At 76.0% G+C, this 18,426-nt stretch carries 17 protein-coding genes; 16 read left to right on the top strand and 1 reads right to left on the bottom strand.

The annotated features are described in order from the left end of the window. Positions 1 to 121 precede the first annotated feature (121 nt). The 9 genes from eccCb (at position 122) to BM093_RS21790 (ending at position 8,100) form a co-directional block, all read left to right on the top strand. Complete coding sequence (eccCb, locus tag BM093_RS21830) at positions 122 to 1,840, top strand: type VII secretion protein EccCb (protein WP_245773697.1); 1,719 nt, start codon at positions 122 to 124, stop codon at positions 1,838 to 1,840. Continuing rightward, on the top strand, positions 1,837 to 3,069 hold the full coding sequence (locus BM093_RS21825; protein ID WP_093347980.1) for a type VII secretion-associated protein: 1,233 nt from the start codon (positions 1,837 to 1,839) through the stop codon (positions 3,067 to 3,069). The genes eccCb and BM093_RS21825 overlap by 4 nt, the downstream gene beginning before the upstream one ends. Before the next feature lie 127 nt (positions 3,070 to 3,196). Continuing rightward, a complete protein-coding gene (locus tag BM093_RS21820; protein ID WP_143105474.1) occupies positions 3,197 to 3,508 on the top strand; it encodes a WXG100 family type VII secretion target in 312 nt (103 codons plus the stop codon). Between the two features lie 11 nt (positions 3,509 to 3,519). Then, entirely contained in the window at positions 3,520 to 3,813 is a 294-nt protein-coding gene (locus BM093_RS21815; RefSeq protein WP_093347972.1) for a WXG100 family type VII secretion target, read from the top strand. 283 nt (positions 3,814 to 4,096) lie between these two features. Next, on the top strand, positions 4,097 to 4,540 hold the full coding sequence (gene rplM / locus BM093_RS21810; RefSeq protein WP_093347968.1) for a 50S ribosomal protein L13: 444 nt from the start codon (positions 4,097 to 4,099) through the stop codon (positions 4,538 to 4,540). Then, positions 4,537 to 5,145, top strand: coding sequence for a 30S ribosomal protein S9 (gene rpsI, locus BM093_RS21805; protein ID WP_425439187.1), 609 nt, complete (start codon positions 4,537 to 4,539; stop codon positions 5,143 to 5,145). Before rplM ends, rpsI begins: the two co-directional genes overlap by 4 nt. A gap of 12 nt (positions 5,146 to 5,157) precedes the next feature. Continuing rightward, entirely contained in the window at positions 5,158 to 6,489 is a 1,332-nt protein-coding gene (gene glmM, locus BM093_RS21800) for a phosphoglucosamine mutase (protein WP_093347963.1), read from the top strand. 486 nt (positions 6,490 to 6,975) lie between these two features. Continuing rightward, on the top strand, positions 6,976 to 7,218 hold the full coding sequence (locus tag BM093_RS21795) for a hypothetical protein (protein WP_143105473.1): 243 nt from the start codon (positions 6,976 to 6,978) through the stop codon (positions 7,216 to 7,218). Between the two features lie 504 nt (positions 7,219 to 7,722). After that, the gene (locus BM093_RS21790; RefSeq protein WP_093347952.1) at positions 7,723 to 8,100 is read left to right on the top strand and encodes a hypothetical protein; all 378 of its coding nucleotides are present in this window, start codon (positions 7,723 to 7,725) and stop codon (positions 8,098 to 8,100) included. A 37-nt stretch (positions 8,101 to 8,137) separates the two neighbouring features. Here BM093_RS21790 and BM093_RS21785 read toward each other — a convergent pair whose 3' ends face one another. Beyond that, positions 8,138 to 9,028, bottom strand: a complete 891-nt coding sequence (locus BM093_RS21785) for a dienelactone hydrolase family protein (RefSeq protein WP_245773695.1) — start codon at positions 9,026 to 9,028, stop codon at positions 8,138 to 8,140. Positions 9,029 to 9,145: 117 nt separating this feature from the next. Between BM093_RS21785 and glmS the strand changes: the two genes are divergently transcribed. From glmS to tsaB, 7 genes are all read left to right on the top strand, one after another. Then, entirely contained in the window at positions 9,146 to 11,020 is a 1,875-nt protein-coding gene (glmS, locus tag BM093_RS21780; protein ID WP_093347944.1) for a glutamine--fructose-6-phosphate transaminase (isomerizing), read from the top strand. Between the two features lie 67 nt (positions 11,021 to 11,087). Next, positions 11,088 to 12,572, top strand: coding sequence for an NAD(P)H-hydrate dehydratase (locus BM093_RS21775; RefSeq protein ID WP_093347940.1), 1,485 nt, complete (start codon positions 11,088 to 11,090; stop codon positions 12,570 to 12,572). A gap of 312 nt (positions 12,573 to 12,884) precedes the next feature. Next, complete coding sequence (argG, locus tag BM093_RS21770; RefSeq protein WP_093347936.1) at positions 12,885 to 14,312, top strand: argininosuccinate synthase; 1,428 nt, start codon at positions 12,885 to 12,887, stop codon at positions 14,310 to 14,312. A gap of 74 nt (positions 14,313 to 14,386) precedes the next feature. Further along, positions 14,387 to 15,598 (top strand): alanine racemase, encoded by a 1,212-nt coding sequence (alr, locus tag BM093_RS21765; protein WP_245773694.1) that lies wholly within the window; start codon positions 14,387 to 14,389, stop codon positions 15,596 to 15,598. Continuing rightward, positions 15,595 to 17,031, top strand: coding sequence for an alpha/beta fold hydrolase (locus BM093_RS21760; RefSeq protein ID WP_245773693.1), 1,437 nt, complete (start codon positions 15,595 to 15,597; stop codon positions 17,029 to 17,031). Before alr ends, BM093_RS21760 begins: the two co-directional genes overlap by 4 nt. Then, positions 17,028 to 17,528 carry a tRNA (adenosine(37)-N6)-threonylcarbamoyltransferase complex ATPase subunit type 1 TsaE gene (tsaE, locus tag BM093_RS21755; RefSeq protein WP_093347927.1) on the top strand — a complete coding sequence of 167 codons (501 nt, stop codon included), beginning with the start codon at positions 17,028 to 17,030 and terminating at the stop codon, positions 17,526 to 17,528. Before BM093_RS21760 ends, tsaE begins: the two co-directional genes overlap by 4 nt. A gap of 11 nt (positions 17,529 to 17,539) precedes the next feature. Further along, a complete protein-coding gene (gene tsaB / locus BM093_RS21750; protein WP_093347923.1) occupies positions 17,540 to 18,358 on the top strand; it encodes a tRNA (adenosine(37)-N6)-threonylcarbamoyltransferase complex dimerization subunit type 1 TsaB in 819 nt (272 codons plus the stop codon). Positions 18,359 to 18,426: the final 68 nt, after the last annotated feature.

Raw genomic sequence — 18,426 nt, 5'->3', positions numbered from 1 at the left:
TGCCGGTGGCGCTGTGGTGCCTGCCGGTGGCGCTGTGGTGCCTGCCGGTGGCGCTGTGGTGCCTGCCGGTGGCGCTGTGGTGCCTGCCGGTGGCGTTGTAGTGCCTGCCGGCGGCGCTGTGGTGCCCGCGCCGGCGACGGTGCTCGACCGGATCGTCGCCGCGGTGTCCGGTCCGGGGCCGCGGGCGCACCGGGTGTGGCTGCCGCCGCTGGCGGAGCCGCCGCCGCTGCCCGCCGTGCTCGGCCGGCTGTCGCTGCGCCCCGGCCGCGGGTGGCAGGCGCCCGGGCCGGGCGGGCGGCTCGCCGTACCGGTCGGGCTCGTCGACCGCCCCTACCTGCAGCGTCGTGATCCGTTGGTCGTGGACCTGTCCGGGGCGGCCGGGCACGTCGCCGTCGTCGGCGGGCCGCGCTCGGGGAAGTCGACCGCGCTGCGCACCCTCGTCGTCGCGCTGGCGCTGACCCACACGCCGTCCGAGCTGGGGGTGCACGCGGTCGACCTGGGCGGCGGGACGCTCGCGGCACTCGCCGGGCTGCCGCACGTCGGCACCGTCGCCGACCGGCACCGGGCCGACCTGGTGCGCCGCGTCGTCGCGGAGGCCGTCGCGACCGTGGAGCGCCGCGAGCGGCTCTTCGCCGCGCACGGGATCGGCTCCGTGGACGAGTTCCGGGCGCGGCGGGCCCGGGGCGAGCTCGCCGACGAGCCGTGCACCGACCTGCTGCTGGTCGTCGACGGCTACGCCGCGCTGCGTTCGGATTTCGAGGACCTCGACGAGAAGCTGGCCGTGCTCGCCGCGCGCGGGCTCGGCCACGGCGTGCACCTCGCGGTGTCCGCGGCCCGCTGGGCCGAGTTCCGGCCCGCGCTCTCCGACCAGCTCGGCAGCCGGCTCGAGCTGCGGCTCGGCGACCCGTCGGACTCCGAGGTGGACCGGCACCGGGCCGCCGCCGTGCCGGCCCGTCCCGGGCACGGGCTCGCCCCGGACGGCGCGGCCGCGGTGCTCGCCGCACCGACCGGGGAGGCCGGGACCGATCCCGCGCCGGACGTCGCCGCGGCGTGGGCGGGCCCGGTGGTGCCGGGGGTGCGGCTGCTGCCAGAACGGATCACCGTCGAGGAGCTGCCCGCGGGGCCCGGGCGGGGGCCCGCGCTCGGCGTCGACGAGGACCGGCTCGCCGTCGTCGAACTCGACCCGGACGAGGCCCACCTGCTCTGCTTCGCCGACTCCGGTGGTGGGAAGACGAACCTGCTGCGGCTGGTGGCCCGCGGGGTCGCGGCCGGCCGGTCGCCCGAGCAGGCCCGGATCGTCGTCGTCGATCACCGGCGGACGCTGCTCGGCGGGGTCCCGGACACCCACCTGCTGGCGCACACCTCGACCGCACAGGCCACCGCGGACGCCTGCGCGGAGATCGCCGGGTCACTGGCCCGGCGGCTCCCCGGCCCGGACGTCACCCGTGAACAGCTGCGCGAGCGTTCCTGGTGGAGTGGCCCGGACGTGTGGCTGCTGGTGGACGACTACGACCTCGTCGTCCCCGGCGCGGGCGGGGTCGGGGCCGGGGCGCCGCACCCGCTGCTGCCGCTCGCCGAGTACCTGCCGCAGGCCCGCGACGTCGGCCTGCACGTGGTGCTCGCCCGGCGTACCGGCGGTGCCGGCCGGGCGCTGTTCGACCCGGTGCTGGGCCGGCTGCGCGAGCTGGGCGCGCCGGGCCTGGTCGGGTCGGGCAGCCCGGAGGAGGGCGCGCTGCTGGAGAAGGTGAAACCGGCCCCGGCGCCACCCGGGCGGATGGTGCTGGCCGACCGCCGGGCCGGGGCCCGGCGGATGCAGCTGGCCTGGTCCGACCCCGGATGAGCGGGTACGCGGTGGCCGTGCACGCCCGGCCGTACGGGGTGCTGCTCGCCGCGGCCGACGACGACGGTGTGCGGCTGCTCGCCGCCGCGCCACCCGGGACGACGCCGGCCGGTGCGGTCGGCGACTTCTTCGCCGACGGGCCACCGGAGGTCGTGGTGCGGGTCGGCACCACGCCCGGCGGTTCCTTCCCGGGGACGCCGCGGGTGGTCGCGGTGCCCGTCGCGGTCGCGGTGCTCGCGGTGGGGCCGGAACCACCGCCGGGCCCCGTGCTCGTGGTGCACACCGGGGACGCCCGGATGGACGCCGCCGTGGTCGAGGACGGTGTGGTCGTGCCGGTGGACCCGCGGCCCGCCGCACACCCGCCGCCCGGAGCGGGCGGGAACCTGCCCGCCGCGGCACTGGCCGGGCCGGCCCGCCGGGTGCGGGCGGTCGAGCTCGTCCTGGCGGGGGAGGCGGCCGCCGACGACCCGGAGTGGGTCGCCGCGGTCACCGGGGCCGCGTCCTGCCCGGTCCGGGTCGCCGGGCCGCTCGAGGCGGGTGACCCGGCCGCGGTCGCCGGGGCCGGTCCGGACACCGCCGCCGTCCTCGGCGCCGCCCTCCTCGGCGTGGGGCTGCTCGGGACCGGTACCGACCCGCCGGGACCGGTGCCCGTCGCGCAGGAGCCGCCCGGGCCCGGCGCGGAGGTCGTGGCCGACGACGACCCGCCGGATCGGATGCGCTGGATCCTGCCCGCGCTCGCGCTGCTCGGCGTGGTCCTCGTCCTCACGGGCTGGGCCGTGGGCCGGGGCGGGGACCGGCCCACGGCCGCCACCGGCGTCGTCCAGTACGGCTACGCTGCCGCGCTGCCCGCAGGCTGGGAACACACCGGCGGCGACCCGGCGCGCCGGCGCATCCTGCTCACCCCGGTGGGTCGCCCGGACGGCACCGACCTCATCGTCGTCGAACGCAGCCCGCTGCCCTACGACGCCGGCCGGGAGCCGGCGCGGGCCCGCCGGGAGCTCGACACGCTGCTGGCCGGGCAGCAGCGCGTCACCCGGCCGGATCCCGCGGTCGTCGCGGGCCGGACGGTCGTGCGCTACACCCAGCACCCGGGCGACGGCGCCGTCGTCGACTGGCACGTCCTGTTCGAGTCCGACGACCAGCTCGTCGTCGGGTGCCGCCGCGCCGAGGGAGCCGCCCCGTTCCCGGCCTGCACCGAGGTCGTCGGCTCGGTGCGCCGGGCACCGTGAGCGAGCAGGCCGCCGGGCGTTCCCGGTCGCGAACGGTTCCGCGGAACACCGGGTGGGCGGCCGGGCCGGCCTGCGACGGTGCCCCGGCCGGGCGGTCGCCCGGCTGCGACGGAACGGGGTGAGGCACATGGCCGAGGGGTTCGGCACGACGACGGAGGAGATGGCCCGGGCCGCGGGCCGGGTGCAGGAGGTGAGCACCGCGGTCAACGGCGAGCTCGCCGGGCTGCGGTCGAGGCTGGAGGCGACCCGCGGCCAGTGGGCCGGTGCGGCCGCCACGGCCTTCACCGTGCTGATGGCCGAGTGGGACGCGGAGGCGAAGCGGCTGAACACGGCGCTGGGCGACATCGCCGCCCAGCTGGGCGGCACGGCCACCGCCTACCAGCGGATCGAGGACGAGAACGCCCGCAGCGTCTCGGCGATCACCTCGGCACTGGGCTGAGGAGGCCGCCGATGGGATCGGAGATCAAGGTCACCTTCGCCGCGATCGAACAGGCCGCCGCGGACATCGACGCCGCCCGGGCCCGGATCGTGGCGCAGCTCGACGAGCTCCGGCGCCACCTCGCGCCGGTCGTGTCGAGCTGGACCGGCGACGCGGCGGGCCGGTACAACGAGGCCCAGCAGCGCTGGGACCGTTCCGCGACGGACCTGACCGAGACGTTGCACAAGATCAAGGGTCTGGTGCTCGGCGCCGGCGCGGGATACCGGTCGGTGGAGGCCGAGAACGCCCGGCGGTTCACGGTCTGACCACCGCCCGGGAGCGGGAGCGGACCCCCTTGCGCCCGCTCCCGGGGACGACGGGTATTCTCGACTCTCGTTGTGCAGCGGTGGAGACCCGCGGGCGCCGTCCGTCGTTCCCGAGCAGGTGCGCGAGGCAGTGCAACCGGCGGGATCCGACGGGGCCGAGCGTCCCTCCGGCGTCCACCTGCGGCACGCTGAGGAACCACAGAGACACCAGTGTGGGCCGGAACCGCGCGGACGCCGCCGGTACCCCACCCACCGAAGCCGAGAACGACGACGAGGTAGATCCGTGCCCACGTACAGCCCGAAGCCCGGCGACATCACCCACGCCTGGCACGTGATCGACGCCGACGACGTGCGCCTCGGTCGGCTCGCCGTCCAGGCCGCCACGCTGCTGCGCGGCAAGCACAAGCCGACCTACGCGCCGCACGTCGACAACGGCGACTTCGTCGTGATCGTGAACGCGGAGAAGATCTCGGTGTCCGGCACCAAGCGCGACGACAAGTTCGTGTACCGGCACTCCGGCTTCCCGGGTGGCCTCCGCCAGCGTTCGGTCGGCGAGATGATCGACAGCCAGCCGGACCGCCTGGTCGAGAAGGCGATCAAGGGCATGCTGCCGAAGAACCGTCTCGGACGGGCGATGGCCAAGAAGCTGAAGGTCTACGCCGGCCCGGCGCACCCGCACACGGCGCAGAACCCGCAGCCGTTCGAGATCAAGCAGGTCAGCCAGTGACCACCCCGAGCTACGAAGAGGGACAGCCCGTGACCAGCCCCGAGAACGGACCCGACGAGATCGTCGAGTCGGTCGAGACCGAGGGTGCCGCCGCCGAGGCGACCGACACCGAGCTGACCGAGACCCTCGGCGAGGCCGTCGCGGACGTCGACTACAGCATCGGCGAGGCCACCGACTTCGCCGCCGACGACTTCGCCGCCGAGGCCCCCGTGCTGGGCGACCGTCCGGTGCAGACCGTCGGCCGTCGCAAGCAGGCCGTCGTCCGCGTGCGCCTGCTGCCCGGCACCGGTCAGTTCAACCTGAACGGCAAGCCGCTCGAGGACTACTTCCCGAACAAGCTGCACCAGCAGGTCGTCAAGGAGCCGCTGGTCACGGTCGAGAAGACCGAGCGGTTCGACATCTTCGCGAACCTGCGCGGCGGCGGCCCCGCGGGCCAGGCCGGCGCGCTGCGCCTGGCCATCGCCCGTGCGCTGGCCGAGCTGGACTCCGAGGACCGCCCGCCCCTGAAGAAGGCCGGGTTCCTCACCCGCGACGACCGCGCCGTCGAGCGGAAGAAGTACGGCCTCAAGAAGGCCCGCAAGGCGCCCCAGTACTCCAAGCGCTGATCGCGCAGCCGGATGCGTCGCCTCTTCGGAACCGACGGCGTCCGGGGCCTGGCCAACGGCGAACTCCTCACTCCGGAGTTCGCCGTTGGTGTCTGTGCCTCGGCTGCGCGTACCTTGTCGAACGGTCGCCGGCCCGTCGCGGTGGTCGGCCGTGACCCGCGGGCCAGCGGCGAGATGCTGGAGGCCGCGGTCGTCGCCGGCCTGACCTCCGCCGGTGCGGACGCGATCCGGGTGGGCGTGCTGCCCACCCCGGGCGTCGCGCACCTGGTCGCGGAGACCGGTGCCGACCTCGGCGTGATGATCTCCGCGTCGCACAACCCGATGCCCGACAACGGCATCAAGATCTTCGCCGCGGGCGGGCACAAGCTGCCCGACGACATCGAGGACGAGATCGAACGTGGCCTCGCGGACCCCGGCACCGGCCGCCCCACCGGGGACGCGATCGGCCGCGTGTGGGACGCCCCCGACGCGACCGGCGTCTACGTCGCACACCTGCTGTCGGCGGCACCGGGCTCGCTGTCCGGGGTGCGCGTGGTCGTCGACTGCGCGCACGGGGCCGCGTCGGTCGCCGCCCCGGAGGCCTACCGGCAGGCCGGTGCGGACGTGGTCGCGCTGCACGCCGAGCCGGACGGCCTGAACATCAACGACGGCGTCGGTTCGACCCACCTGGGACCGTTGCAGGCGGCCGTCCTCGAGAACGGCGCGGACCTCGGCATCGCCCACGACGGCGACGCCGACCGCTGCCTCGCGGTGGACGCCGCCGGGAACGTCGTGGACGGCGACCAGATCATGGCCGTGCTCGCGCTGGCCATGCGGGACGCCGGTGAGCTCGCCCACGACACCCTCGTCGCGACCGTGATGAGCAACCTGGGCCTGCACCTGGCCATGCGGGACGCCGGGATCACCCTGGACACCACCAAGGTCGGCGACCGCTACGTGCTGGAGCGGCTGCGCGAGGGCGGGTTCTCGCTCGGCGGCGAGCAGTCCGGGCACGTCGTGCTGCCGGGGCATGCCACCACCGGCGACGGCGTCCTCACCGCGCTGCGGCTGATGTCGCGGATGGCCCAGACCGGGTCGTCGCTGGCCGAGCTCGCGTCGGTCGTGACGCCGATGCCGCAGGTGCTGCGCAACGTCACGGTCGCCGACAAGGACGCCGTCGCCACCTCCGCGGAGGTCGCCGACGCCGTCGCCGCGGCCGAGGCCGAGCTGGGCGGGTCCGGCCGGGTGCTGCTGCGCCCGTCGGGTACCGAGCAGCTCGTGCGGGTCATGGTCGAGGCGCCGACCGAGAGTGACGCGTCCGCCGTCGCCGGCCGGCTGGCCGAGGTCGTCGCCGCCGCGCGCTGAGTTCTGCCGCATCTCCCGGACGGGGCCGTCGCACTCCTGCGGCGGCCCCGTCCGCGCTCGTCGACGTCTCCGGGCTTCCCCCCCCCGGGCCACGCTGTCGTGTGGCCTGCTCCCTCAGTTCGCCCTGCTCGGCCCGTTCGGCTGATCGGCCCGCTCGGCCTGGTCGGCGTGTTCAGCGGTTTGCCCTGCTCCGCCAGTTCGCTCCGCTCGGCGTGCTCGGCGTGCTCGGCCCGCTCGGCGTGCTCGACGGTTCGAGTCGGTCTGCCTGGTCGGCGTGCTCGGTGGCGCGGTAGCCGGCACGCCTGCTCGGCCTGCTCGGTGGCTCGGTGGCTGGTACGCCTGGTCGGCGGGCCCGGTGGCGCGGTAGCCGTACGCCTGCCCGATCGCTCGGGGTCGCTCGGACCCTGATCACCGGTCGTGGTCGCGACCGCGAACCGGGACCGCCGACCGCGCCCGGCGGGTGGCCGGTTGCCGCACGCTGACCGGATGCGTCCGGACCTGCGGTACGACCCCGCTGCCCTCGACCGTGCCGCGGGACGGCTCCGCGACCTGGCCGCCGGCCTGCGGGAGGACGCCGGCCCGGTCGCGGGCCGGGAACACGCCGCCGTCGCGCACCGGATCGCCGACGAACTGGATTCCCTGGCGGACGCGGCCGGTCGCGCGGCCGGCCGTATCCGCGACGCGGACGACACCGCAGCGGCCCGGATCCGCGGGTACGCCTCGGGATGAGCAGCTCGCACCGGCGCTCCAGGGACAGGGCGCGCGCCGGCGCTCCGGACGGGGCGGATTCGTGAGTCTCGATGCCGCGCCGGGCGTGGGGTGCGCGTTTCTGCCCTGGTGGGGGCGGATGCGTGAGTCTCGGGAGGGCTGTGGGGATCGAGGTGCGCGCAGTCGTCCTGGGTGGGGCGGAATCGTGAAGCTCGGGGCGTCGTCGGGGGCGAGATGCACCGTTCCGCCCTTGGCGGTGCAGGCTTCCGGGGCCGGCGGCGAACGCCGGAGCTCCGGGCGGGACGGATTCGTGAGTCTCGATGCCGTGTCGGGCGTGGGGTGCGCGTTTCTGCCCTGGTGGGGGCGGATGCGTGAGTCTCAGGAGGGCTGTGGGGATCGAGGTGCGCGCAGTCGTCCTGGATGGGGCGCAAGCGTGAGGCCCGGGGCGTCGTCGGAGGCGAGAGGCACCGCCCCGCCCCGGCAGGGCGGGGGTGTGGCGAGCAGGGCGACGGCGGGGACGGGGCGATGAGCGACATCGAGGACCAGGCCGCGGCGCTGCGCCGCCTGGTGGCCCGGCTCGACGACACCGCGGCCGTCCTGGGCGGGGTCCGGGACGCGGTCGCGGCTGCGTGGGACGACGTTGCCGGGCATGAGTGGAGCGAGCGCCTGCGCCTGACGCACCGGGCCGCGGAACGACTCGCCGGGGACGCGGCGTCGGAGGCGGCCGCCCTCGAACACCGGGCGGCCGGGGAGACCGGGACCGGTGGCGGCCACGACGGCGCGGCCGAGCCGGGTCACGACGCCGGACTGCGGTTGCCCGGCCACGGCGGGACGCGGACGACCGACCGCCGGGGCATGGTCGCCCCGCTGCTCCCGCCGACCGACGGCGGCGGGCGGCCGTGAGCCCGAGTCCGGGACCGAGCCGGCGCCGGGGTGGGCGTCAGCCGCCGAGACCGAGCAGGCCGGCGGGCTCCGCGGTCTCCTCCTCGGCCTCGGGTTCCGGGATGTCCAGCAGCGGAGCCCCGGGGACGCTGCCCGAGGTCAGCGCGGAGACCCGCTTCTCCCCGGTGAGCTCCTGCATCAGGAACGCCGTCACCAGCGCCCGGGTGAGCTTGCGCGTGCGGTGCTGCGGGTGGTTCTGGAGCAGGAAGCTCGACCAGTGCCGCCCCTCGCAGAATCCCAGGTGACCGGCCTTCTCGATGCTGCGGACCGTCACGTCGGTACCGGCGTCGCGCTGCGCGGCGGCGATCTTCAGGGCGTGCCCGTCGACCGGCGCCATCGAGTCGACCGCGGCGCCCAGGTGCAGGGTCGGGGCGGTCACGGACGCGGCGGCCGCGACCGCGGACGGCCGGATCTCGGACGGCGCGAGGGTGACCAGGGCGCCCAGGCGTTCCCGCCGCGACGCGGCGAGGACCGCGGCCCCGCCACCGGTGCCGTGCCCGAGCAGGGCGGTGCGCCGGGCGTCGACGCTGATGGTCCCGTCCCCGAGCCGGACGCCCACACAGACGTCGAGCACGGTGTTCAGGTCCGCGGAGAACTGCGACAGGCTGGGCACCGGGCCCCGCTGGGTGTTCGGCGCCGCGGCGACGAAACCCCACGAGGCGAGGTGCCGCAGCAGCTCGTGGTAGCGGCGGACCGGCTGCAGCCAGGCGTGCCCCAGCACGACCGCCGGCAGGTGGAAGCCCTCCGCCGGGGTGTAGACGATGCCGGGCAGCCCGATCAGGCCGAGGTCGCCGAACCGGACGGGGTTGGGTCCCGGGCGGGACAGCACGCCGAGGGCGTCCTTGGCCCCCTTCATCGACGGGGGGCGGGTCACGCTGGTCCGAGCCACGGACGGCACCGTACCGGTGCAGGTCACGCCCCGCCCGCCGCACCGCGCCGTCCGGCGTGGCGCCCGTCGCACCCGGCGCCGAAAGATCGCGAACTCGGCGCCGATACGCTCGGCGACATGTGTGGCATCGTCGGTTACGTCGGTCATCGGGTCGCACTCGACGTGGTGCTCGGCGGTCTGCGCCGGCTCGAGTACCGCGGCTACGACTCCGCCGGCGTCGCCCTGCCGAGCGACGGCAGCCTGCTGATCGAGCGCCGGGCCGGCGCCCTGGCGAACCTGGAGGCGCGCCTCGACGAGGTCGGCCGGGACGGGTTCACCGGCACGTCCGGGATCGGCCACACCCGCTGGGCCACGCACGGTCCGCCCACCGACCGCAACGCGCACCCGCACCGCAGCAGCGACGGGAAGGTCGCGGTCGTCCACAACGGGATCATCGAGAACTTCCTGGAGCTGCGCGCCGAGCTCGAGGCGCGGGGCATCTGGGCGGAGTCCGACACCGACACCGAGACCGCCGCGCACCTGGTCGCGCTGGCCCACGCCGGTGAGCTCGCCGGTGCCGAGGACGCCGCCGGTGACCTGACCGCGGCCGTCCGCGCCGTCGCCCGCCGGTTGGAGGGCGCGTTCACCCTGGTCGTGACGCACGCCGACGACCCGGACCGGATCGTCGCCGCCCGCCGGAACTCCCCGTTGGTGCTCGGCCTGGGGGAGGGCGAGACGTTCCTGGCCTCCGACGTCGCGGCCTTCATCGAGTTCACCCGGTCGGCCGTCGAACTGGGTCAGGACCAGATCGTCACGATCACCCGTGACGGCTACACGGTCACCGACTTCGCCGGGGAGCCGGTCGCGGCCACCCCGTTCCAGGTGACCTGGGACCTCGCCGCCGCCGAGAAGGGCGGCCACGACTACTTCATGCTCAAGGAGATCGAGGAGCAGCCCGGCGCGATCGCGAACACGCTGCGCGGGCACCTCGTCGACGGCCGGATCGTGCTCGACGAGCAGCGGCTGTCCGACCAGGACCTGCGTGACGTGGACAAGGTCTTCGTCGTCGCCTGCGGGACCGCCTACCACTCCGGGCTGCTGGCCAAGTACGCGATCGAGCACTGGACGCGGCTGCCCGTGGAGATCGAGCTGGCCAGCGAGTTCCGCTACCGCGACCCGGTGCTGGACCGCTCCACGCTGGTCGTCGCGATCTCCCAGTCCGGCGAGACCGCGGACACCCTGGAGGCCCTGCGGCACGCCAAGGACCAGAAGGCCCGGGTGTTGGCCATCTGCAACACCAACGGCGCGCAGATCCCCCGCGAGTCCGACGCGGTGATCTACACCCACGCCGGCCCGGAGATCGGCGTCGCGGCGACCAAGACGTTCACCGCCCAGATCGCGGCCAACTACCTGGTCGGGCTCGCGCTGGCCCAGGCCCGCGGCACGAAGTACCCGGACGAGGTCGTCCGCGAGTTCGAGCAGCTCGAGTCGATCCCGGAGGCCGTCGCCGAGGTGCTCGAGTCGCTGGGCGAGGCCCGCGCGCTCGGGCAGGAGCTGGCCCCGTCCAAAGCGGTGCTGTTCCTCGGCAGGCACGTCGGCTACCCGGTGGCGCTGGAGGGCGCGCTCAAGCTCAAGGAGCTCGCCTACATGCACGCCGAGGCGTTCGCCGCCGGCGAGCTCAAGCACGGCCCGATCGCGCTGATCGAGGACGGGCTGCCGGTCGTCGTCGTCATGCCCTCGCCGAAGGGCCGTGCGGTGCTGCACTCCAAGCTGCTGTCCAACATCCAGGAGATCAAGGCCCGCGGGGCACGGACCGTGGTGATCGCCGAGACCGGCGACGAGACCGTGCGGCCGTTCGCCGACCACCTCTTCGAGATCCCCGCGGTGCCCACGCTGCTGCAGCCGCTGGTCGCGACCATCCCGCTGCAGGTCATCGCGGCCGAGATCGCCCGTGCCCGCGGGTACGACGTCGACAAGCCGCGCAACCTGGCGAAGTCGGTCACCGTGGAGTGAGCGACGGTCGTGGCGCCCCGGGCTCGCCGGGCTCCACGACCGTCGAGCAACCGATAGCCTCCGCGGCATGCAGGGGCTCTACACCGCCGAGCAGGTCCGGAGCGCCGAGGGCGCCCTGATGCGCACCGTCCCGGACGGGACGCTCATGCGCCGGGCCGCGTCCGGGCTGGCCGCCCACCTGCGCGGGTTCCTCGGCTCCACCTACGGACGCCGGGTGGTGCTGCTGGTCGGCGCCGGGGACAACGGCGGCGACGCGCTCTGGGCGGGCGTGGAGCTGCGCCGCCGGGGCGCGCACGTGACCGCGCTGCTGCTGACGCCCGACCGGGCACACCCGGCGGGTCTGGCGGCGCTGCGGCGCGCCCGCGGTCGGGTGCTGCCGGTCGAGCCGGGGAGCCTCGAGGCGGCCCGGGCGGCCGTCGCGGCGGCCGACGTCGCGGTGGACGGCATCGTCGGCATCTCCGGGCGGGGCGCGCTGCGCGATCCGGCGCCGGCGCTGGTGGCGGTCGCCGACGGGGCGGGCGTCCCGATCGTGGCGTGCGACCTGCCGTCCGGAGTGGACCCCGCTACCGGGCACACCGACGGGCCGCACGTCCGGGCCGCGTCCACCGTGACCTTCGGGGTGCGCAAGCCGGTGCACGCCCTGGCCGCGCCGCTGTGCGGCCCGGTGCGGCTGGTCGACATCGGTCTGGACCCGTATCTGGACGAGCCGCACGCCCGGGTGCTCGACGACGCCGACGCCGGTGCCCGCTGGCCGGTGCCCGGCCCGGACGACGACAAGTACACCCAGGGCGTCGTCGGGATCGCCGCCGGTTCGGCCACCTACCCCGGGGCCGCGGTGCTCGCCGCGGGTGCCGCCGCGCTGTCCACCTCGGGGATGGTGCGGTTCGCCGGTTCGGCCGCCGACGAGGTCCGGCGGCACTGGCCGGAGATCGTCGCCACCGGTGACATCACCGACGCCGGACGCACCCAGGCGTGGGCGGTCGGGCCGGGGCTCGGGACCGGCTCGGCCGGGCTCGCGGTGCTCGAGAGCGTGCTCGACCGCGAGGTCCCGCTGTGCATCGACGCGGACGGCATCACGCTGCTCGGGCAGCACGCCCACCTGCGTGACCTGCTGCACGGCGCACCCGTCGTGCTCACCCCGCACGCCGGCGAGTTCGCGCGGATCGCCGGCGAGGTCTCCGCCGACCGGGTGGCCGACACCCGCCGGGCCGCGGTCGACCTGGGCGTGACGGTGCTGCTCAAGGGCAACGCGACGGTCGTGGCCGCCCCGGACGGACGGGTGCTGATCGACCCGGCCGCCGACTCGTGGGCGGCGACCGCGGGCTCCGGGGACGTGCTCACCGGCATGATCGGCGCGTTGCTCGCCGCGGGCCTGGACCCGTGGTGGGCCGCCGGCTGCGCCACCCTGGTGCACGCCCGGGCCGCGACGGCCGCTGCCCGCGAGCACGGGCTCCCGCCGGTCCCGGCGCCGGCGTCGGCGTTGCAGGCCGCGATCCCGGCGGCGCTCCGCGGTGTCCGCGCGGCGGCCGTGGGCGGCGCGCCCCGGCGGTAGGGCGCGCGGTACCGAACGCCCCGAGGGGCGCCCCAACGGCTCCAACGGCCCCCAACGGCCCCGACGGCCCCGAACGGCCCCGAACGGCCCCGAGGGGCACCCTCGCGGCACCGAGCGCCCCGAGGGTGCCCCTCGGGGCCACGGCGCGGGGTGACGGCGCGGGGCCACGGCACGGGGCCATGGCGCGGGGTGACGGCGCGGGGCCATGGCGCAGGGCACGGCGCGGGTGCGGACGGGACCCGGAGGGGCGAGGCGTCCGCGCCGAGCGACACCGCCCGACCTGGGTCGCGCGGGGGTTGTTAGCGTTTTCGCGTGCCGAAGATCCTGACCAGCCTCCCCGTCGGCGAGCGCGTCGGCATCGCGTTCTCCGGCGGCCTCGACACCTCCGTCGCCGTCGCCTGGATGCGCGAGAACGGCGCGGTCCCGTACGCCTACACGGCCGACCTGGGACAGCCCGACGAGCCCGACCTCGTCGCGGTGCGCGAGCGTGCCCTCGAGTACGGCTCCGAGTCCGCGCGCGTCGTCGACTGCCGGCGTGCGCTGGTCGACGAGGGCATCGCGGCGATCGCCTGCGGCGCGTTCCACATCCGGGCCGGCGGCATGCCGTACTTCAACACCACGCCGATCGGGCGCGCCGTCACCGGCACCCTGCTCGTGCGCGCGATGGCCGAGGACGGCGTCTCGATCTGGGGCGACGGCTCGACGTTCAAGGGCAACGACATCGAGCGCTTCTACCGGTACGGGCTGCTCGCCAACCCGGCCCTGCGGATCTACAAGCCGTGGCTGGACGAGGCGTTCGTCGACCAGCTCGGCGGCCGCACCGAGATGAGCCACTGGCTCGGCGACCGGAACCTGCCGTACCGGGCGTCGGCGGAGAAGGCGTACTCGACGGACGCGAACATCTGGGGCGCCACCCACGAGGCCAAGACGCTCGAGCACCTCGACACCTCGATCGAGATCGTCGAGCCGATCATGGGCGTGCGGTTCTGGGACCCGGCCGTGGAGATCGAGTCCGAGGACGTCACCGTCGAGTGGGAGGCCGGCCACCCGGTCGCGCTGAACGGCGTCCGCTACGACGACCCGGTCGCGCTGGTCGAGGAGGCCAACCGGATCGGTGGCCGGCACGGCCTCGGGATGACCGACCAGATCGAGAACCGGATCATCGAGGCCAAGAGCCGCGGCATCTACGAGGCCCCGGCGATGGCGCTGCTGTTCGTGACCTACGAGCGGCTGGTCAGCGCGATCCACAACGAGGACTCGCTCGCCGCGTACGAGACCGAGGGCCGCCGGCTCGGCCGGCTGCTCTACGAGGGCCGCTGGCTGGAGCCGCAGTCGCTGATGCTGCGCGAGTCGCTGACCCGCTGGGTCGGCAACGCGATCACCGGCTCGGTCACCCTGCGGCTGCGCCGCGGCAACGACTGGTCGGTGCTCGACACCCGCGGGCCCGCGCTGGCCTACGCCGAGGACCGGCTGTCGATGGAGCGGGTCGAGGACGCCCCGTTCACCCCCGGCGACCGGATCGGCCAGCTCACGCTGCGCAACCTCGACCTGGCCGACTCCCGCGCCAAGCTCGAGCAGTACGCCGCGACCGGGATGCTCGGCGGCTCCTTCCAGAACTTCGTCGGCGAGGTCGAGGCCGGCCGGGCGATCGAGATCACCGCCACCCCGGCCCCGCCGGAGGGTGTCGAGCAGGCCGAGGAGGCCCTCGACCGCGCCGCGATGGAGACCGGTACCGACTAGACGGAACCCGCGGGCGGGCGCCGGCGACCCGGCGCCGGGCGGGCGCACCGTTCCGGGATGCGATGATCGGAGCCGTGTTGCCTGCCACCGAACCCGTGCCCGGTGCGGGACCGGCCGCCGCGACCGGCGGCCCCCGCGCCGAGGCCGTGATCGACCTGGACGCCGTGCGGCACAACGTCGCGCACCTGTCCGGCCTGGCCGCCCGCTCCGGGGCCGGGACGATGGTCGTGGTCAAGGCCGACGGCTACGGGCACGGCGCCGCGGGGGTCGCGCGGGCCGCGATGTCCGCCGGCGCGACCCGGCTCGGCGTCGCCACCCTCGACGAGGCGCTCGCCGTGCGCGCGGCCGGGATCGACGCGCCGCTGCTCGCCTGGCTGCACCTGCCCGACGAGGACTTCGCCGCCGCCGTCGCGGCGGGGGTGGAGCTGTCGACGTCGTCGCGCGAACACCTCGCCGCGGTGCTGGCCGGTGCCCGTGCGGCGGGACGGCCGGTGCGGCTGCACCTCAAGGCCGACACCGGGCTGAACCGCAACGGCTGCCGCCCGGAGGAGTGGCCGGAGCTGCTCGACGACGTCGCCTCGGCCGTCGCGGAGGGGACCGCCGAGGTGGCGGCGGTCTGGTCGCACCTGGCCCGGGCCGACGAGCCCGGCGACCCCAGCATCGACGCCCAGGCCGAGCGCCTGCGGGCCGCCGCCGCACAGGCCCGGGACCGCGGGTTCGCCCCGCTGCTGCACCTGGCCAACTCGGCGGCCACGCTCACCCGTCCCGATCTGCACCTCGACCTGGTCCGCCCGGGTATCGCGGCCTACGGCCTGGACCCAATCGCCCAGCCCGCGGACAGCCCGCTGCGCCCGGCGATGACCGTGCGCGGCCGCGTCGCGCTGGTGAAGACGATCCCGGCGGGCGAGGGCGTGTCCTACGGTCACGAGTGGGTCGCGGCCGAACCGCGGACCCTGGCCCTGGTCCCGCTCGGCTACGCCGACGGCGTCCCGCGGCGGTTGAACAACGGCGGCCGGATGCGGGTCCGGATCGGTGGCCCGGACGGCACGATCCGCCCGGTGGCCGGGCGGGTCTGCATGGACCAGTTCGTGGTCGACTGCGGGCCACCGGGCCGGCTCGACGTCGCGGTCGGTGACCCGGTCGAGCTGTTCGGCACCGGTGCCGGCGGCGGGCCGACGGCCCGCGAGTGGGCCGACGAGCTCGGCACCATCCACTACGAGATCGTCACCGGCATGCGGGGCCGGGTGCGGCGCACCGTCCACGGTGCCGGCGGGAACTCCGCGTGAGCCGCCGCGGATGGACCGTCGCCGGGATCGCCGGCGGCCTGGTCGGCGCGGCCGGGGCGGCTGCCGGGGCCGGGGTCGCCGCGCAGCGCCGCAAGATCGCCACGGCGCGACGCAGCCTGGCCACCGAGATGGCCGAGCACGGTGGCCTGCCGGCGGCCGGGTCGACCGGCGAGGAGAGTTCGGTGACCGCCGACGACGGCGTCCGGATCGCCTGCGAGGAGGTCGGTCCCGCGGACGGGACGGAGCCCGCGCTCACCGTCGTCCTCGTGCACGGGTTCGCCCTCGACCGCCGGACCTGGCAGGAGCAGCGCGAGTTCCTCGCGTCGCTGTCGGGACCGTCGGTCCGGATGGTGCTCTACGACCAGCGCAGCCACGGCCGCTCCGAACGGGCGCCGCAGTCCAGCTGCACGATCGACCAGCTGGGCCGCGACCTCGACGCGGTGCTCCGCGCGCTCGCCCCGGACGGTCCGCTGGTGCTGGTGTCGCACTCCATGGGCGGGATGACCGTGATGGCACTCGCCGAGCAGCACCCGGAGCTGTTCCACGAGCGGGTCGCGGGGGTCGCGCTGGTGTCGACCTCGGCCGGGGAGATCGCGTCGGGTGGGTTGCCGGGGACGTTCCTGTCCCGGCGCAACCCGGTCACCCGGACCCTCGGCGCGCTCGCGGCGTGGCAGCCCGGCCTGGTGGAGACCGGCAGGCGTGCGCTCGGCGACGTCATCTGGGCGATCACCAAGCGGTTCGCCTACGGCGACCGGCAGGTCGACCCGCGGATGGTCGACCTGGTCGACACCATGATCGACTCGAACGCGGTCGGCGCGCTCACCGACTTCGTCGACACCCTCGGCACGCACGACCGGCTCGCCGCGCTGCCCGGGCTCTCGGGCTGTGAGGTGCTGGTGCTGGCCGGTGACGCCGACCGGATCATCCCGTACCGGCACTCCGAGGTGATCTCCGAGGCGATCCCGACCGCGCGGCTGGTGCGGCTCCCCGGGGTCGGCCACATGCCGATGCTGGAGCAGCCGGAGCGGGTCGACGGCGAGCTCGGCGACCTGATCGAGCGGTGCCTGGCGCGCGGCGAGGGTGTCCCGCGCCGGGCGCCGCGCCCGACGCGCCGCAGCGCATCCGGGGCCGCCGGTGGCGGTGGCGGTGGCGGTCGAGCGTCCGGGGCCGCCACCGGTGCCGGTGGGCGGGCTGCCTCCGGCAGGCGGGCGGTGTCCGAGGAACGGGCGGCGCCCGAGGAGCGAGCTGGGTCGGGGGAAAGTGCTGCGTCCGGCGACCGGGCTGCGTCCGGCGAGCGGGCCGGGTCCGGGTCCGGCGGTACGGGATCCGGGCGGCAGCGCGGTGGTGTCCTGCGTGGCGGTGCGCGGGCGGCGCGCGGCGGCCGCGGCCCGAAGGCCGGGCGTACCGCACGGAGCCGGAAGGGCCGGGCGTGATCCCGGCCCCCGGTGCGGCCCCGGTCCGCCGTGAGCTGCCCACGGTCGCCGACACCGAGGCGTTCGGCGAGGAACTCGGTCGTGACCTCGTCGCCGGCGACGTGCTGCTGCTCGCCGGGCCGCTCGGGGCAGGGAAGACGGCGCTGGTCCGTGGCCTGGCCCGCGGGCTCGGGGTGACCGGCGCCGTCGCCTCGCCGACGTTCGTGATCGCCCGTGAGCACCCGTCGTCCGGGGAGGGGCCCGCGCTGGTGCACGTCGACGCCTACCGGCTCGGAGGCCCCGGCGGGGACGCGGCCCCGGCGGCCGTCGACGTCGCCGCCGAGCTCGACGACCTCGACCTGGACACCGAGCTCGACCGGGCCGTCGTCGCCGTCGAATGGGGGGTCGGCGTCGCCGAGCGGCTGACCGGCGACGGCCGCGGGGCCGTCGAGGTCGTGCTGGAGCGCCGCGACGACGAGACCCGGGTCGCCACGCTGCGCCGTACGCAGCGCCCGTAGGCTGGTCGACCGTGCTGGTACTGGCCCTGGACACCGCGACACCGGTCGTCACCGCCGGCCTGGTCGAGCTCCCCGGCTCCGGCCCCGCCGTGCCGCTGGCGACCCGGGCCCATGACGGGCGCAAACACGGCGAGCTCCTGGTGCCCGCCGTCCGCGCGCTGTGTGCCGAGGCCGGCCGGCCGCTGCCGTCGGTGGAGGCGATCGTGGTCGGCGTCGGGCCGGGCCCGTTCACCGGCCTGCGGGTCGGGATCGCCACGGCCGCCGCGCTCGGTCACGCCCTCGACGTGCCGGTGCACGGGGTGTGCTCGCACGACGCCATTGCGACCGCGTGGAGCGCCAGCGGAACGCGCATGGATGCTGCGGGGAGCGCACGCGGAACGCGCATGGATGCTGTGTGGAGCGCCAGCGGAACGAGCATGGACACCGCGGGGAGCGCACGCGGAACGCACGTGGATGCTGCGGGGAGCGCAGACGGAACGCGGCCCGGTACCGGCAACCTGCTGGTCGTCACCGACGCCCGCCGCCGGGAGGTCTACTGGGCGGCCTACGACCCGGCCGCCCGCCGGCTGACCGGCCCGGCGGTGGAGGCGCCCGCCGCACTCGCCGAGCGGCTGCCGGAGCTCGCGATCGGGACCGTGGTCGGCGACCCCGCCTTCGCCGGTCCGCTCGGCACCGCCGTCACCGGCCCCGCCACTCCGGCCCCGGAGGCCCTGGTCGAGGTGGCCGCCGGCGCGTTGCGCGCGGGGCGGGCCCCCGCCCCCGTCGAACCGCTCTACCTGCGCCGCCCCGACGCCGTCGAACCGACCGGGCGCAAGCGCGTGACCGCCTGAGCGCGTCCACGATGGGACACAGCAGTACGGCGAGAGACAGCATCGCGAGCGACGACACCGCGAATGAC

The sequence above is a fragment of the Pseudonocardia ammonioxydans genome (assembly GCF_900115005.1).
Taxonomy (GTDB): Bacteria; Actinomycetota; Actinomycetes; order Mycobacteriales; family Pseudonocardiaceae; genus Pseudonocardia; species Pseudonocardia ammonioxydans.
The sequence above is the reverse complement of the archived record's forward strand: the minus strand, read 5'-3'. Positions and strand labels throughout refer to the sequence as shown.

Excerpts from the sequence above, each read along its gene's own strand:
- BM093_RS21790 (WP_093347952.1), top strand. The coding sequence starts at position 7,723 with ATGAGCGACATCGAGGACCAGGCCGCGGCGCTGCGCCGCCTGGTGGCC.
- BM093_RS21795 (WP_143105473.1), top strand. The coding sequence starts at position 6,976 with ATGCGTCCGGACCTGCGGTACGACCCCGCTGCCCTCGACCGTGCCGCG.
- BM093_RS21825 (WP_093347980.1), top strand. The coding sequence starts at position 1,837 with ATGAGCGGGTACGCGGTGGCCGTGCACGCCCGGCCGTACGGGGTGCTG.
- glmM (WP_093347963.1), top strand. The coding sequence starts at position 5,158 with ATGCGTCGCCTCTTCGGAACCGACGGCGTCCGGGGCCTGGCCAACGGC.
- BM093_RS21815 (WP_093347972.1), top strand. The coding sequence starts at position 3,520 with ATGGGATCGGAGATCAAGGTCACCTTCGCCGCGATCGAACAGGCCGCC.
- BM093_RS21775 (WP_093347940.1), top strand. The coding sequence starts at position 11,088 with ATGCAGGGGCTCTACACCGCCGAGCAGGTCCGGAGCGCCGAGGGCGCC.
- BM093_RS21820 (WP_143105474.1), top strand. The coding sequence starts at position 3,197 with ATGGCCGAGGGGTTCGGCACGACGACGGAGGAGATGGCCCGGGCCGCG.
- glmS (WP_093347944.1), top strand. The coding sequence starts at position 9,146 with ATGTGTGGCATCGTCGGTTACGTCGGTCATCGGGTCGCACTCGACGTG.